Source organism: Micromonospora cremea (assembly GCF_900143515.1).
Classification (GTDB): Bacteria; Actinomycetota; Actinomycetes; order Mycobacteriales; family Micromonosporaceae; genus Micromonospora; species Micromonospora cremea.
Genome location: NZ_FSQT01000001.1, coordinates 1,616,360 through 1,630,812, shown reverse-complemented (window position 1 = coordinate 1,630,812; position 14,453 = coordinate 1,616,360). Strand labels below are relative to the sequence as shown.

15 protein-coding genes are annotated in these 14,453 nt (G+C 70.5%); 7 read left to right on the top strand and 8 right to left on the bottom strand.

Annotated elements, in window-relative coordinates; all coding sequences use genetic code 11:
* A complete protein-coding gene (gene kdd, locus BUS84_RS07435) occupies nt 1-1,062 on the bottom strand; it encodes an L-erythro-3,5-diaminohexanoate dehydrogenase (protein ID WP_074309941.1) in 1,062 nt (353 codons plus the stop codon).
* Nucleotides 1,063-1,204: 142 nt separating this feature from the next.
* On the opposite strand from kdd, the gene BUS84_RS07430 reads away from it, so the two are divergent.
* Nucleotides 1,205-2,611, top strand: a complete 1,407-nt coding sequence (locus BUS84_RS07430; RefSeq protein ID WP_074309939.1) for a KamA family radical SAM protein — start codon at nt 1,205-1,207, stop codon at nt 2,609-2,611.
* 263 nt (nt 2,612-2,874) lie between these two features.
* On the opposite strand, the gene BUS84_RS40595 is transcribed toward BUS84_RS07430, so the two are convergent.
* Nucleotides 2,875-3,003, bottom strand: a complete 129-nt coding sequence (locus BUS84_RS40595) for a hypothetical protein (RefSeq protein ID WP_280175104.1) — start codon at nt 3,001-3,003, stop codon at nt 2,875-2,877.
* A gap of 662 nt (nt 3,004-3,665) precedes the next feature.
* Here BUS84_RS40595 and BUS84_RS07410 point away from each other — a divergent pair.
* Nucleotides 3,666-4,211, top strand: coding sequence for a CHRD domain-containing protein (locus BUS84_RS07410; RefSeq protein WP_084757274.1), 546 nt, complete (start codon nt 3,666-3,668; stop codon nt 4,209-4,211).
* A gap of 575 nt (nt 4,212-4,786) precedes the next feature.
* Here BUS84_RS07410 and BUS84_RS07405 read toward each other — a convergent pair.
* Entirely contained in the window at nt 4,787-5,689 is a 903-nt protein-coding gene (locus BUS84_RS07405) for a polysaccharide deacetylase family protein (RefSeq protein ID WP_244298424.1), read from the bottom strand.
* Nucleotides 5,690-5,835: 146 nt separating this feature from the next.
* On the opposite strand from BUS84_RS07405, the gene BUS84_RS07400 reads away from it, so the two are divergent.
* The 3 genes from BUS84_RS07400 (at nt 5,836) to BUS84_RS07390 (ending at nt 8,540) form a co-directional block, all read left to right on the top strand.
* Nucleotides 5,836-6,741, top strand: a complete 906-nt coding sequence (locus BUS84_RS07400; RefSeq protein WP_074309928.1) for an AraC family transcriptional regulator — start codon at nt 5,836-5,838, stop codon at nt 6,739-6,741.
* A gap of 239 nt (nt 6,742-6,980) precedes the next feature.
* Nucleotides 6,981-7,430 (top strand): nitroreductase/quinone reductase family protein, encoded by a 450-nt coding sequence (locus tag BUS84_RS07395; protein WP_074309926.1) that lies wholly within the window; start codon nt 6,981-6,983, stop codon nt 7,428-7,430.
* A gap of 81 nt (nt 7,431-7,511) precedes the next feature.
* The gene (locus BUS84_RS07390; RefSeq protein ID WP_074309924.1) at nt 7,512-8,540 is read left to right on the top strand and encodes an aldo/keto reductase; all 1,029 of its coding nucleotides are present in this window, start codon (nt 7,512-7,514) and stop codon (nt 8,538-8,540) included.
* 39 nt (nt 8,541-8,579) lie between these two features.
* On the opposite strand, the gene BUS84_RS07385 is transcribed toward BUS84_RS07390, so the two are convergent.
* Both BUS84_RS07385 and BUS84_RS07380 read right to left on the bottom strand, forming a co-directional pair.
* Entirely contained in the window at nt 8,580-8,921 is a 342-nt protein-coding gene (locus BUS84_RS07385) for a YnfA family protein (RefSeq protein WP_074309923.1), read from the bottom strand.
* A gap of 73 nt (nt 8,922-8,994) precedes the next feature.
* Entirely contained in the window at nt 8,995-9,189 is a 195-nt protein-coding gene (locus BUS84_RS07380) for a CsbD family protein (RefSeq protein ID WP_074309921.1), read from the bottom strand.
* Between the two features lie 176 nt (nt 9,190-9,365).
* Between BUS84_RS07380 and BUS84_RS07375 the strand changes: the two genes are divergently transcribed.
* On the top strand, nt 9,366-9,977 hold the full coding sequence (locus BUS84_RS07375; protein WP_074309919.1) for a histidine phosphatase family protein: 612 nt from the start codon (nt 9,366-9,368) through the stop codon (nt 9,975-9,977).
* On the opposite strand, the gene BUS84_RS07370 is transcribed toward BUS84_RS07375, so the two are convergent.
* The 3 genes from BUS84_RS07370 to BUS84_RS07360 all read right to left on the bottom strand — a co-directional run bounded on the left by BUS84_RS07370 (nt 9,907) and on the right by BUS84_RS07360 (nt 12,785).
* On the bottom strand, nt 9,907-10,413 hold the full coding sequence (locus tag BUS84_RS07370) for an Lrp/AsnC family transcriptional regulator (protein ID WP_074309917.1): 507 nt from the start codon (nt 10,411-10,413) through the stop codon (nt 9,907-9,909). The genes BUS84_RS07375 and BUS84_RS07370 overlap by 71 nt on opposite strands.
* A gap of 117 nt (nt 10,414-10,530) precedes the next feature.
* Nucleotides 10,531-11,673, bottom strand: a complete 1,143-nt coding sequence (locus tag BUS84_RS07365; protein ID WP_074309915.1) for an acyl-CoA dehydrogenase family protein — start codon at nt 11,671-11,673, stop codon at nt 10,531-10,533.
* Nucleotides 11,670-12,785 carry a M24 family metallopeptidase gene (locus BUS84_RS07360; RefSeq protein ID WP_074309914.1) on the bottom strand — a complete coding sequence of 372 codons (1,116 nt, stop codon included), beginning with the start codon at nt 12,783-12,785 and terminating at the stop codon, nt 11,670-11,672. Before BUS84_RS07360 ends, BUS84_RS07365 begins: the two co-directional genes overlap by 4 nt.
* 265 nt (nt 12,786-13,050) lie before the next feature.
* Between BUS84_RS07360 and BUS84_RS07355 the strand changes: the two genes are divergently transcribed.
* Nucleotides 13,051-14,421, top strand: coding sequence for a glycosyl hydrolase family 18 protein (locus BUS84_RS07355; RefSeq protein ID WP_074309912.1), 1,371 nt, complete (start codon nt 13,051-13,053; stop codon nt 14,419-14,421).
* Nucleotides 14,422-14,453 lie beyond the last annotated feature (32 nt).

Genomic DNA, 14,453 nt, shown 5'->3' with positions numbered 1-14,453 from the left:
TCAGTCTGCCGCGATCCGCGCCGCGAACAGCCGACGCACCCCCGGCTCGGCGCGCAGCAGCCCCAACGCCAGCTCCGCGTGCCCCGGCACGTACCCGTTGCCCACCAGCATCGTCACGTCCGCGGCCAGCCCCTCGGCGCCCAGCGCCGCAGCGGAGAAGCTCGTCGCCATCGAGAAGAAGATCACCGTGCCGCCGTCGGCGGTGGCCAGCACCGCCCCGTGCTCGCAACCCGGCACGTCCACGCAGACCACCGTCACGTCCGCCGGGCTGCCCAGGGCGGTGGTCACCGCCGTGGACAGCGCCACCGGGTCCCGGGCGTCGGCCATCGCCACCACCGAGGCCAGGCCGGCGGCCGTCAGCGCGTCGCGCTCCGCCGCCACCGGCACCACCCCGACGGTACGCGCGGCGCCCGCCCGCCGAGCCGCGGCCAGCGACAGCGACCCGCTCTTGCCCGCGCCGCCGATCACCGCGACGCGCACCGGCGTCGGATCGCCGGCGCGGTGCCGCTCGTCGACGTAGCGCGACACCACCCGCGCGGTCAGCGCGGGTGCTCCGCACACGTCCAGCACGGCCAGGGACAGCTGCGGGTCCTCGTCGTCGGGCAGCACCGCGGCGATGGAGCGGGCGAACAGGATCGCCCACCCGTCGCAGGGCACCTGCTCGCTGCGCCCGTCCCAGCGGGCCAGCCCGTCGGTCACCACCAGCGGGGTCAGGGTCAGCGAGACCAGGGTGGCGACGCGCTCGCCCGGCTTGAGGCCCAGCGGGGATCGCCGGCCGGCCTCCTCGACCGTGCCGATCAGCATCCCGCCGGACCCGGTCACCGGGTTCTGCATCTTCCCCCGGGTCGAGATGATCTCCAGCACCTCGGCGCGGACCGCGTCGCCGTCCCCGCCGTGCTTCTCCGACAACTGCCGGAAGCTCGCCGCGTCCAGGTTCAGCCGCTGCACCCGGATCCGCACCTCGTTCGGCGCGATCGCGGCGGACGCGTCCAACCGCCAGGCGGCCTGCGGCAGCACCCCCGCCGGTTCCACGACGCGGTGCAGTCCCACCGGTGACGTCACGCCGACCTCCCCTGTCCAGCCGCCCGAAGCCCCGGCCAGGGACTCGCGTAACGGGAAAACTTACGGCAGACTAATTTCTTCACCGGATATTTTCCAGTAGCCTTCGGGTTTCGTTGATCAGCCGCAGCACCGAGGAGGGGCCGTGACCCAGACCCAACCGGTTGAGACCATCCCTCAACCCCGTCACGCCCCGGTCGCCGTACCGACCGCCGGGCAGCCGTACGAATACCGCCGCCACCCCCTGGTCGAGCCGGACTGGACCCGCTTCCCCGGCTGGCGCCACGTCACCCGCGACCAGTGGGAATCCGCCCAGTGGCAGCGCGTCAACTGCGTCAAGAACATCAAGCAGCTGCGCGTCGTCTTCGGCGACCTCATCGACGAGAGCTTCTACGCCGACCTCGAGGCCGACCAGCAGGCCCTGGCCACCATGTCCATGCTGGTGCCACCCCAGATGATCAACACGATGGTGCCGTTCGCGTCCCTCACCACCGAGGCGCTGCTCGCCGACCCCATCCGTCGCTACATGATCCCGGTCGCCTCCGACCGACGCACCGACTGGCCGTCGCACCCGTACGCCAGCCGCGACTCCCTGCACGAGCACGACATGTGGGTCGCCGAGGGGCTCACCCACCGCTACCCCACCAAGGTCCTCGCCGAGCTGCTCTCCACCTGCCCCCAGTACTGCGGGCACTGCACCCGGATGGACCTCGTCGGCAACTCCACCCCCGCCGTCGACAAGCTCAAACTCACCCTCAAGCCCGTCGAGCGCTACGACGCCCACATCAGCTACCTCAAGGCCCACCCCGGCGTCCGCGACGTCGTCGTCTCCGGTGGCGACGTGGCCAACGTGCCCTGGCGCAACCTCGAGTCGTACCTGATGCGCCTGCTGGAACTGGAGACGGTCCGCGACATCCGGCTCGCCACCAAGGCCCTCATGGGCCTGCCTCAGCACTGGCTGCAGCCCGACGTGGTCGAGGGCCTGGAACGCGTCGCCCGCACCGCCGCCCGCCGCGGCGTCAACCTCGCCATCCACACCCACGTCAACCACGCCCAGTCGCTCACCCCACTGGTCGCCAAGGCCGCCCAGACCGCCCTCGACGTCGGCGTCCGCGACGTCCGCAACCAGGGCGTGCTCATGCGCGGGGTCAACGCCACCACCCCCGACCTGCTCGACCTCTGCTTCGCGCTGCAGGGCGAGGCCGGGATCCTGCCGTACTACTTCTACATGTGCGACATGATCCCCAACGCCGAACACTGGCGGGTCCCGGTCTGGCACGCCCAGCAGCTCCAGCACGACATCATGGGCTACCTGCCCGGCTACGCCACCCCGCGAATCGTCTGCGACGTCCCCTTCGTCGGCAAGCGCTGGGTGCACATGCTCACCGACTACGACCGCGACCGCGGCATCTCCTACTGGACCAAGAACTACCGCACCTCCATCGAGTCCGCCGACCTGGAGGCGCTCAACAAGCGCTACGCCTACTACGACCCGATCGACACCCTGCCCGAGGCCGGCCAGCAGTGGTGGGCCGACCACCGCGACGACTGACCCACCACCCACGACACCCCCGGGATCCCCTCCCGGGGGTGTCGGCCATTCCGGGCGACTACCGCCCCCACCAGGCGCCACCCGCGGCCCGCCCCGGACGCCGGCACCGCCGATCGGGGGCACCCGCCGCCCAGCCGGACCGCCGCCCGCGCCTAGGTCCTTCCCCAGGTCCTGCTGCTGCTCGGGGTCATTCCCACCGCCGCCGGGCTGCACGCCGCCGTCGCCCATCCCGACCAGCCGGCGACCCCGGCGCCGCCTCGCCCTCAGCGGCGCTCTTCCTGATCGGCGTCACCGCCGCCCGCCGCGCCCTGCGCCTGCCCATCCCCCTCAGCCGGCTCAGCGCCGTGCTGGCGGTGCTGGCCACCGTCGCCGTCGGCGTCACCCTCCCCCACGTCCAGCTCGTCACCGTCACCGCCGTGCTGGTGCCGGAGGGTACCGCCGGGGCGTGCACCGACGGCCGCCGCATCGAGCGTGGTCGGCCCCGTCGAACCGCCCGGGCGGGCCGCACAGGGCACAGTCTGATCTACAGCTCTCGAAGATCCCTTGGCGGTCGGATCAGGGAAGCCGACTCACCTTTGCCACGAACGTGGAACAATTTCACAAAGGGTGCTAATCGAACCGAGTGCTGGACGGTCTCGACGACAACGACCTCCGGCGCACGGCACCTTTGCCTGCCTGAGTCCGGTCATGAGTGGTTCGTCCGCCAGTGATCCCGCGGCTCAGGACTCCACGTAGAAGGGAGCAGCAGTGATGGGACGTACCCGACTCTGGGCGGTCGCGATGGCGGCCAGCGCAGCAGTGGCGGCAAGCGCCATCGGCACCGCCGCCATGGGCGACGGCCGAGTCGACTCGGGCGACAAGCGGGAGTCGCACGACTCCCACGACTCGCGGGACTGGAGCGACTCGCGGGACAGAAAGGAGGTGAACGTCCGGGCCAAGCTCAGCGGCTTCGAGGAAGACCCAAAGCCGATCTCGACGCCCGGCTCCGGCCGGTTCGAAGCCACGATCGACCAACGGGACAAGAAGATCGAGTTCGAGCTGAAGTTACGAGGACCTGAAGGACGTCCAGCAGGCGCACATCCACTTCGGAGGGAGGCACCAGAGCGGCGGCATCGCCGTCTTCCTGTGCTCCAACCTGAAGGACGCGAAGGGTGGCCCGTCGCACGACGTCCAGTCCTGCCCCCAGGCCCCAGCCACCATCGAGGGGACCATCAAGCCCGATGACGTGGTCGGCCCCGCCGACCAGGGCATCGAGCCGGGCGAGTTCGACGAACTCGTCGACGCGATCGAAGCCGGCGTCACCTACGTGAACGTGCACACCAAGAAGTACCCGAACGGCGAAATCCGCGGCCAGATCAAGAGCGACGACAAGCGGGACCAGGACGACAAGAACCGGGACTCGTGGTCAAGCGACGACGAGGACCGGGACTGGAACGAGTTCCAGAAGAACTGGGACCGGGACCACGAGGACCGGGACCGGGACAAGGGCCACGACGACAAGGGCGACAAGGACCGGGACAAGGGCCACGACGACAAGGGCGACAAGGACCGGGACAAGGGCCACAACAACGGGGACGATCGGTCCAACGACGAGAAGTGACCTGTCGCCTCGCGACGGTGGGAACGCCCAACCATTGACGGGTTGGGCGTTCCGCCATGCGTCGGCCCACCCGCCGCAAGGATCCGTCGGCTGACGGGCTGGCCAGCGTGCGGGTGGTGAACGGCTACAACGCCACCTTCGCCAGCTTATGCTCGCCGCCGGCGCGGTCGCCGAACCGCTCAACCGGCATCGGGTCTTCGCCACCAGCGTGGCGATCTCGCCAGCTCCGGGCGGCTCGCCGAGGTGGTCGTGCTGGCCCTGGTGCCGCTAGACATCCTGACCGGGCAGCGACGCTGGACGCGTTACTGCCGGGGAACCGGGAGGAGTCCCGGCCCGTTCCCACCTGAGCCACCGCCAGTCAAGACGAAGCGAGGGCATGAGTCTCCGATGAGAACCGACATCAGCCGCCGCGGCAAGGCATCGGTCGGTCCGTGACGAGCGTGATGCCTCTGGGGTATCAATATGACTCCGAGGTATCGCGCTCGCCAACATCATGCCGGAGCCTCCCTGACCGGCATCAGAAACAGCTCCCGCCGCGCCGTACGTCGACACCTCAGCCTGGACGTGCGGGCCGGTCAGGTGGCGGCCAGCACCTCGGACAGCGTCGCCGGGACCAGGCCCCGGTCGCGGAGCCCGGCCAGGATGTGCGGCAGCGCCTCGTCCGTCATCGCGGCGTTCGCCTCGGTCACATGCATGATCACGACCGACCCGGGGCGTACGTTGTCCAGCACCGCCCGCACGATCGGCTCCCAGGCGGTGGCGAACGGGTCGCCGCTGACCACGTCCCCGTCCACCACCGTCAGGCCGAGCGGTGCCAGCGCGGACAGCGCCGCCGCGTCGTGACAGAGCCCCGGAAACCGGAAGTACCGCGTCTGCCGGCCGCCGTACGGCTCGATCAGCTCAAAGGTCTTCGCCGCGTCCTCTGTCATGCCCTTCGCGGGCACCCGCGGCAGGTCGTAGCAGTCGCCCGTGTACGCCAGGTGCCCGTACGTGTGGTTGGCCAGCTCGAAGCGCGGGTTGTCCGCGAGCCGCCGGGTGAGGTCCGGATACCGCTCCACCCACTTGCCGGTCAGGAAGAACGTCGCCGGCACCTGCTCCCGCTCCAGCAGGTCGACGATGCGCAGATTGGCGTAGGACTTCACCCGACCGGCACGCAGGTTCCGCAGCATCCCGTCGGTCATGTCCGCGTCGAACGTCAGCGCGACCCGGTTGCCGGTACGCGGGCCGTGATCCACCACCGGTGGCCGGCTCCCCACCCGCGTCGCTCCCGCAACGGTGGCCGCCGGTGGACGTACCTGTGCGGTGGCCTCGGCGCTACTCGACGGCCCTCCCGCAACGGCGGCCTCGATGGACGGGCCGACGAGGGTGGGCGCGTCCGGCGACGGCGCCCCGGAGAGCGCGATCGCGGACGCCGCAGCGCCAACGACGGCCGCCGCGACCAGAACACCGAGCAGCGGGCGCAACCAAGGTCGGATCACGGCGGTGATCATCGCAAACGTGAAGGCGAACCGTTGTCCCCCAGCTCTCGACCAGGCCCGATGGACGTAGCCACGAAACTGGCGAGTCCTTGCACGATCCTGCCGCTGACCAGCGGTCACCGCAGGTCTCGTGCTGCACTCGGGGCATGCTCCTGGACGAGCTTCGCGAACTGTTGGAACGGCATGTGCGCCTCGATCTGACCACCGCCATCGAAGGCGTGCGGGTCTGCCGGATCGACCACACCGCTCCCCCGGTCTCCTCCATGTCCGGCAAGGTGCTGGCGGTCATCGCCCAGGGTGGCAAGCGCCTCGCCCTCGGCGACCAGGTCTACGAGTACGGCCCAGGTCAGTACCTCGTCGCCTCGATCGACCTCCCGGTGACAGGGCACGTCATCGAAGCCGCCCCGGGCCACTCCGCACTCGGCTTCGGGATGACCCTGGACCCCGCCGCCATCGCGGAGCTGCTGCTGCGGGCCGGGCCGGGCGACCTGCCACGCTCCCCCAGCACCGCACGGCCCGGAATCGCGGTCAGTGACGCCCCGGACGAGCTGCTCGACGCCATCGTGCGGCTGCTACGCCTGCTCGACCGGCCACAGGACCGCAGGACCCTGGCCCCCCTGTTCAAGCGCGAGATCCTCTGGCGGTTGATGACCGGCGAACAAGGTGAGGCCGTTCGGCAGATCGGCCTGGCGGACAGCAGCCTGAGCCACATCGCCCGGGCCGTCCAATGGATCCGAGAGAACTACAGCCGGCCGTTCCGCGTCGAGGAGGTGGCACACCTCTCCGGAATGAGCGTCTCCGCGTTCCACCGGAACTTCCAGGCGGTGACGGCGATGAGCCCCATCCAGTTCCAGAAGCACATCCGGCTGCAGACGGCGCGACTACTGCTGACAAACAGCCCCAACGACATCACCCGCGTTGCCCATCGCGTCGGATACGACAGCCCGTCCCAATTCAGCCGGGAGTACCGGCGCCTGTTCGGCGCTCCGCCCAGCATCGACGCGCTGCGAATACGTGCCGGATCTGGAAGTGCCGGCACCGCACTTCCCTGACGCCGACTCTGGGCGGAGAGGATTGTGCAACCACACGACACGATTTCGCTAGTTCGGCCTCTGCGGCGCTGCTTCAATGGACTCATCAGAACCTGCCGGAAATTCCGGGACAGCCATCCAAAAGCAAAAAGGACGGTGCAGGCCCACGCTCAGCGAGAGGGTTAGAAAATGACGTACACAACGAGCCGGACCGTGATCGAGGGCGACGCGCCCCGCTACGACGAACCCTCGATCCGCCCATGACCGTGAACGACGCCGTCGCGCGAGCCCTCGCCATCGGACCGGATTCGTCCGCGGCCGAGCGCACCATCGACATCACCACACTGGGCGCACGCACCGGCATCCCACGACGCATCGAAATCTGGTTCCACCGCGTCGACGGTCGCTGGTACCTGACCGGGATGCCCGGACCCCGCAGTTGGTACGCGAACGTACGCGCCCACCCACGGTTCACGGTGCATCTCAAGCACGGTGTCACCGCCGACCTGCCCGCCACCGCGGTGCCGGTCGACGAGCCGACACGACGGCGGGTGATCACCGCGGTCCTCGACCTGCAGAACCGACCCGAGATCGCCGCTCGGGTCAGCCGGCGCCAGACGTTCGACGACTGGTTCGCGGGCAGCCCACTTGTCGAAATCGTGTTCGACGACGAGGAACTGCGCACCGCGTCCTCGACTCGGTCCGGATAGTCCACACCCCAGGAAACGGTCACGCGCCGTTCCTGTCCGGCACGAGATCGACCAATCACCGAATCACTCCAAGGGACAACCATGAAATACCGCAACCTGGGCCGCACGGGAATCAACGTCAGCCCGTACTGCCTCGGCGCCATGATGTTCGGCGCCATGGGAAACCCCGACCACGACGACTCGATCCGCATCATCCACAAGGCACTGGATGCAGGGATCAATTTCGTCGATACCGCGGACGTGTACTCCGGCGGCGAATCGGAGGTGATCGTCGGAAAGGCGCTCAAGGGCCGCCGTGACAACGTCGTACTCGCCAGCAAGCTGCACTACCCGATGGGCGACGACCCGAACCACCGCGGGAATTCGCGGCGCTGGATCATGACAGCGGTCGAGAACTCCCTGCGCCGGTTGCAGACCGACCACCTCGACCTCTACCAGATCCACCGTCCCGACCCGTCCGTCGACGTGGAGGAGACGCTGTCCGCCCTGTCCGACCTCATCCACAGCGGCAAGGTACGCGCGATCGGCGCCTCGTCCTTCCCCGCCTCGGACATCGTCGAAGCGCAGTGGGTCGCCGAGCGGCGCGGCCTCGAACGCTTCCGGACCGAGCAACCGCCGTATTCGATCCTCAACCGGAGCATCGAACGTGAGGTGCTACCGGTCTGCCAGCGTTACGGGATGGGCACGCTGGTGTGGAGCCCACTGGGCCAGGGCCTGCTGACCGGCCGGTACCGCAAGGGCCAGCAGTTCGACAGCCACCGGTCGGGTTACACCCCGCAGCACTTCAGCGACGAGCGCAAGCTCGACGTGGTGGAGCAGCTCATCCCGCTCGCCGAACAGGCCGGCCTGCCGATGACCCATCTCGCGATGGCGTTCGCGATCGCGCACCCGGGCGTCACCTCGGCGATCATCGGGCCGCGCACCATGGCGCAGCTCGACGACCTGCTGGCCGGCGCCGACGTCACGCTGACCGACGACATCCTCGACCGGATCGACGAGATCGCTCCCCCCGGCACCGACGCCGGCCCCAACGACGTGGCCTACGTACCGCCGGCCATTTCGAGCGTGGGCCTGCGCCGCCGGCCGATCGCGGAGCGTTCCGCCGTCTGAACGACGACCGCGGGGCGGCGCGTTGGCATGCCGGCGACGCTAGGCCGAGGCGCCGCGCGGCGCGTACATGATGACGGCGACGCCGAGCAGGCAGAGCGCCGCGCCCGTCAGGTCCCACCGGTCCGGGCGGAAGCCGTCCACCAGCATCGCCCAGCCCAGCGAGCCCGCCACGAACACCCCGCCGTACGCGGCCAGGATCCGGCCGAAATGCGCGTCCGGCTGGAACGTGGCGACGAAGCCGTACGCGCCCAACGCGACCACGCCGGCGGCGATCCACCACAGGCCGCGCTGCTCCCGCCAACCCTGCCAGACCAGCCAGGCGCCGCCGATCTCGGCCAGCGCGGCCAGCGCGAACAACACCAGGGAGCGCAGCACGGTCACCTCGCGACCCTAGCCGGCGCACACGACGGGTCCCCGGGCGCATCGTCGCCCGGGGACCCGCGGACCGCTCAGGTCACTTCGTGAAGGCGTCCTTCACGTTGCGACCGGCTTCCTTCATGTCCTGACCGGCCTGCTTGGCGCGCGCGTTGCTCTGCTGGCTGGCGCCCTCGCCACGCATCTGCTCGTTGTCGGTCTTGTCGCCGACCCGCTCCTTCGCGGCACCGGCCATCTGCTCGACCTTGTTCCGTGCCTTCTCGGTGAAGCTCATCGTGCCTCCTCCGTCTGGCGGCTCTCCCGGCTCGCTTGCCCGGTCTCCGGGTGCCGAAACCGGCAGTGCCGGTCGGCACATCCGGTAGAGCGTCCTAGGACGATAGGTTGAGTGCATGAAGCGGCTGCATCGGAGGCCGACCGGTGCCGCCGTGTTCGCGATGGTTAACTGGCCGCATGGGAGAGCTCCTGTTGATCCGACACGGCGAGACCACCTGGAGCGCCACGCGGCGACACACCTCGTACACCGATCTGGAGCTGACCCCCGACGGCGAGCGGCAGGCCCGCACCCTCGCCGCGTTCCTGGCCGGGCGGCGATTCGTCACGGTGCTGGCCAGCCCCCGCTCCCGTGCGCTGCGCACCGCGCAGCTGGCCGGGCTCACCGTCGACACCGTCGACGAGGACCTCAGCGAGTGGAACTACGGCGAGTACGAGGGCCGCACCACCGCCGACATCCACGAAGACCAACCGCACTGGAACATCTGGACCGACGGATCCCCCGGCGGAGAGTCACCCGCGCAGGTGGGAGCCCGCCTCGACCGGGTGCTGACCCGGGTCGCCCCACTGCTCGACCGGGGCACCGTGGCGCTGGTGGGTCACGCGCACAGCCTGCGGGTGCTCGGCGCCCGCTGGATCGGCCTGCCCCCGTCCGCCGGCGGCCTGCTGCGCCTGGACACCGCCACGGTCAGCGTGCTCGGTCACGAGCACGGGCGGCAGGTCATCCTGCGGTGGAACCAGCCGGCTCCTCCGGCACCCGGGACCGCGACCGACTCGGTGGCCCGGCACTGATCTTCGGCGGCCGGTTCTCGTACGGCGTGGACAGCACCACCGTGGTCCGGGTGGTCACGTTCGCCGACGTACGAATCTCCTGGAGCACCCGCTCCAGGTCGGTCGGGCTGGCGACCCGCACCAGCAGCATGTAGAAGTCCTCCCCCGCCACCGAGTAGCAGGAGTCGATCTCGGGCAGGTGAGCCAGCCGCTCCGGCGCGTCATCCGGCTGCGACGGGTCGAACGGGCGGATCGCCACGAACGCGGTCAGCGGCAGGTCCAGCGCCTCGAAGGAGACCCGCGCGGCGTACCCCTTGATCACACCGCGCTGCTCGAGCCGGCGCACCCGCTGGTGCACGGCGGACACCGACAGCCCCACCTTGTCGGCCAGGTCGGTGTACGACAGGCGGCCGTCAGCGGTCAACGCTGCGACGATGGCGCGGTCGATCTCCTCCACGGCGAGCAACCTACCGGGAAAAACGCCCGACGGCGATGAGGCTCCCACCGGACCGCGCCGACGGCGGGCCGCGGTGGACCCACCGCAGCCACGCCACCACGCATCGTCGACCCGTGCTCAGCCCTTGGCCAGCGCCCGGGCGATGACCAGCCGCTGGATCTGGTTGGTGCCCTCCACGATCTGCAACACCTTGGCCTCGCGCATGTACCGCTCCACGGGGTGGTCGGCCACGTAGCCGGCGCCACCGAGCACCTGCACGGCGTCGGTCGTCACCCGCATCGCCATGTCGGTGGCGAAGAGCTTCGCCTTGGCCGCCTCGATCGAGTACGGACGCCCGGCGTCGCGCAGCCGGGCCGCCGCGAGGGTCAGCGCGCGGGCGGCGGAGATCTGGGTCGCCGCGTCGGCCAGCAGAAAGCCCAACCCCTGGAAGTCGACGATCGCCCGACCGAACTGCTGCCGCTCCCGGGCGTACCCGACCGCGTAGTCCAGGGCGGCCTGGGCCAGCCCGACCGCACAGGCCGCGATGCCCAGCCGGCCCGAGTCCAGCGCGGACATCGCGATGGTGAAGCCCGCCCCCTCGCCGCCGATCAGCCGTTCGGCCGGCACCCGCGCCTCGTCGAAGGCGACCTGCGCCACCGGCGACGAGCGCAGCCCCATCGTCCGCTCGGCCGCCTGCGGGGCGATGCCGGCGGTGCCGGCGTCGGCGAGCAGGCAGGAGATGCCCTTCGGACCAGGCCCGCCGGTGCGGCAGAAGACGTTGTAGAAGTCGGCGGTCCGGGCATGGGTGATCCACGCCTTGGTGCCGGAGACGAGGTACGCGTCACCGTCGCGGACCGCCCGGGTGCTCAGCGCCGCCGCGTCGGAGCCGCCCTGCGGCTCGGAGAGGCAGTACGCGCCGAGCAGTTCACCGCCGAGCATGTCAGGCAGCAGCTTGCGCTGCTCGTCGCTGCCGAACGCGGCCACCGGGTAGCAGGACAGGGTGTGCACGCTGACCGCCTCGGCGACCGCGAGCCAGCGGCTGGCCAGGATCTCCAGCACCTGCAGGTACACCTCGTACGGCTGTGCGGCGCCGCCGTGCTCCTCCGGGTACGGCAGGCCAAGCAGACCGGCCCGGCCGAGGGTTCGCAGCACCTCGCGGGGGAACTCGGCGCGCTCCTCGAAGCCGACGGCCTTCGGCGCGAGCTCGCGATCGGCGAGTTCGGTGGCGAGGTCCAGCAGGTCGTGGGCCTCGTCGGTGGGGAGGATCCGGTCGACAGTCATAGCGCGATGAGCTCCGTGGGGGTGGTGTTGAGCCGCTGCACGCCGTCCGTGGTGCAGACGACGATGTCCTCGATACGGGCGCCGTGCCGGCCCGCCAGGTAGATGCCCGGTTCGATGGAGAACGCCATTCCGGGCTCCAGCGGCCGGTCGTTGCCAGCCACCAGGTAGGGCTCCTCGTGACCGTCCAGACCGATGCCGTGGCCGGTGCGGTGCAGGAACGCGGGGCCGTAGCCGGCGGCGGCGATCGGCTCCCGGGCCGCGGCGTCGGCCGCGGCGCCGCTGATTCCGGGCCGTACCGCCGCCACCGCGGCGCGCTGGGCGTCGCGCAGCACCGCGTAGTAGTCCAGGAACTCGGCCGGCGCCGGTCCGCCGGAGACGTACGTGCGGGTGCAGTCCGAGCGGTAGCCCGAGGGCATCGTGCCGCCGATGTCCACCACCACCGGTTCGCCAGCGCCGATCGGCCGGTCCGAGGTGCCGTGGTGCGGGCTGGCTCCGTTCGGCCCGGCCGCCACGATCACGAAGTCCACGCTGACGTGCCCGGCGGCGCGGATCGCCGCGGCGATGTCGGTGGCCACCTCGGCCTCGGTGCGCCCGGGGCGCAACCACTCCCCCATTCGCAGGTGCACCTCGTCGATCGCCGCGCCGGCCTCGGCCAGGGCCGCGACCTCCGCCGGCGACTTGCGGATCCGCAGCTCGCGCAGCACCTCGCCGGCGAGTCGCTGCGCCGCGGTGGGCAGCGCGGCACGCAGTGCGAGGACCTGCTCGGCCCACATCCGGTCGGCCAGCCCGATCGCCGCGGGCGGTCCGTCGAGGGCGGCGACGACCAGGGGGTACGGGTCGGTGCCGTCGGCGTGATCGACGATGCGCACCCCGGTGGCCGGCGCCGGGGAGGCCTCCGCGGCCGGTCGCTCCAGCGTGGGCACGATCAGCGTCGGCTCGCCCCCCGCCGGCAGCACCAGGCAGGTCAGCCGCTCCCCCGCGTGGGCGTCGTACCCGGTCAGGTAGCGCAGGTCGGAGCCCGGGGTGAGCAGCAGGGCGTCCAGGCCGGCGGCGGCGGTGGCGCGCTGCGCGGCGATCAGCCGGTCGGGCGGGTACAGCTCCTGGGTTCCCACCCGCTCAGCTTAACGGTCGTTTGGGGATAGCCGGCAGCCGGCGCGCAGCCCGAAGGAAGGGCACCTCATCAACGCCTGGTGTAGAGCAGGGGCCCCTTCTTGACGGCGGGCACGTCCGGAAATCCACCAACGTTGATTGACTACGACAGTTAACACTCTTTAAGATTTGGCTGCCTCGAGGCCCACCGTCCCTGCGTCCCGCACCGACCGCCCGCGACCACCCTGCGTGGGCGGCTGTCGTCCCCCGCCCACGGGAAGGCCCTCGATGTCCTCACCACTGCGCCGCGCCCTCGCCGCCGGCCTGCTCGCGCTGGCCACGGCCGGCGCCACCGTCACCCTCGTCCCCACCGCCGCGCAGGCCGTGGTGCTGCCGAACAACTTCAAGAGCGTCGGCTACATGCCCTCCTGGGCCGGCAACGTCAACACCGTCCAATACAACAAGCTCACCCACATCAACTACGCCTTCGTGCTGCCCAACAACGACGGCAGCCTGCGCCCGGTGGAGAACCCGAGCAAGCTCTCCTCGCTGGTCTCGCTCGGGCACGCCAACAACGTCAAGGTGTCGATCGCGGTCGGCGGCTGGAACGACGGCAACGACTCCGCATTCGAGGCGCTGGCCGCCAACGCCGGCAGCCGGACCAACTTCGTCAACAACCTGGTCAACTTCGTCAACCAGTACAACCTCGACGGCGTCGACATGGACTGGGAGTACCCGGACGCGGGCGCGTCGGCGAACAACTACACCCAGCTCATGACGCAGCTCGGCAGCGCGATGCACAGCCGCGGCAAGCTGCTCACCGCCGCGGTGGTCTCCGAGGGCGGCAGCGTCCAGGGCGTGCAGACGGCCGTGTTCGGCCAGGTCGACTGGCTCAACATCATGGCGTACGACGGCGGCAGCCCGCACGCCAACTACGACTGGTCGATCGCCAGCATCAACCTGTGGAAGTCCCGCGGCCTGCCAGCCAGCAAGGCCGTCCTCGGGATCCCCTTCTACAGCCGCCCCGGCTACTACACCTACTCGGCGCTGGTCGGGATGGACCCGGCCAACGCCAACCGGGACTGCACCACCGTCGCCGGCGCACAGCAGTGCTACAACGCCATCCCGACGGTCAAGCGCAAGACGCAGTGGGCCCTGGCCAACGCCGGCGGCGTGATGAACTGGGAACTGTCGCAGGACACCACCGGCTCGACCTCGCTGGTCAGCGCGATGTACGACACCATCATGGGCGGCACGACCCCGCCGCCGACCGGTCGTACCGGCCCGATCACCGGGATCGGCGGCAAGTGCGTCGACGTGGCCTCGGCGAGCAGTGCCAACGGCACGGCTGTGCAGCTGTGGGGCTGCAACGGCACCAGCGCGCAGAGCTGGACCGTGGCCAGCAACGGCACGCTGCGCGCCCTCGGCAAGTGCGCCGACGTCGCCAGCGGCTCCACCGCCAACGGCGCCCCGGTTCAGCTCTGGGACTGCAACGGCAGCGGCGCCCAGGTCTGGCAGGCCCAGTCCAACGGCACGCTGCGCAACCCGCAGTCGAACAAGTGCCTGGACGCCACCGGCAACAGCTCCGCCGACGGCACCCGGCTGCAGATCTGGGACTGCTTCGCCGGCGCCAACCAGCGCTGGACCCTCCCGGCCTGACGTTCGCCAGGAAGGGCCCCCTGTTGACGCCG

What these genes read in the sequence shown, in the direction of transcription:
- BUS84_RS07400 (WP_074309928.1), top strand. Translation starts at nt 5,836, where the DNA reads ATGCTCCTGGACGAGCTTCGCGAACTGTTGGAACGGCATGTGCGCCTC.
- BUS84_RS07395 (WP_074309926.1), top strand. Translation starts at nt 6,981, where the DNA reads ATGACCGTGAACGACGCCGTCGCGCGAGCCCTCGCCATCGGACCGGAT.
- BUS84_RS07390 (WP_074309924.1), top strand. Translation starts at nt 7,512, where the DNA reads ATGAAATACCGCAACCTGGGCCGCACGGGAATCAACGTCAGCCCGTAC.
- BUS84_RS07380 (WP_074309921.1), bottom strand. Translation starts at nt 9,189, where the DNA reads ATGAGCTTCACCGAGAAGGCACGGAACAAGGTCGAGCAGATGGCCGGT.
- BUS84_RS07375 (WP_074309919.1), top strand. Translation starts at nt 9,366, where the DNA reads ATGGGAGAGCTCCTGTTGATCCGACACGGCGAGACCACCTGGAGCGCC.
- BUS84_RS07365 (WP_074309915.1), bottom strand. Translation starts at nt 11,673, where the DNA reads ATGACTGTCGACCGGATCCTCCCCACCGACGAGGCCCACGACCTGCTG.
- BUS84_RS07355 (WP_074309912.1), top strand. Translation starts at nt 13,051, where the DNA reads ATGTCCTCACCACTGCGCCGCGCCCTCGCCGCCGGCCTGCTCGCGCTG.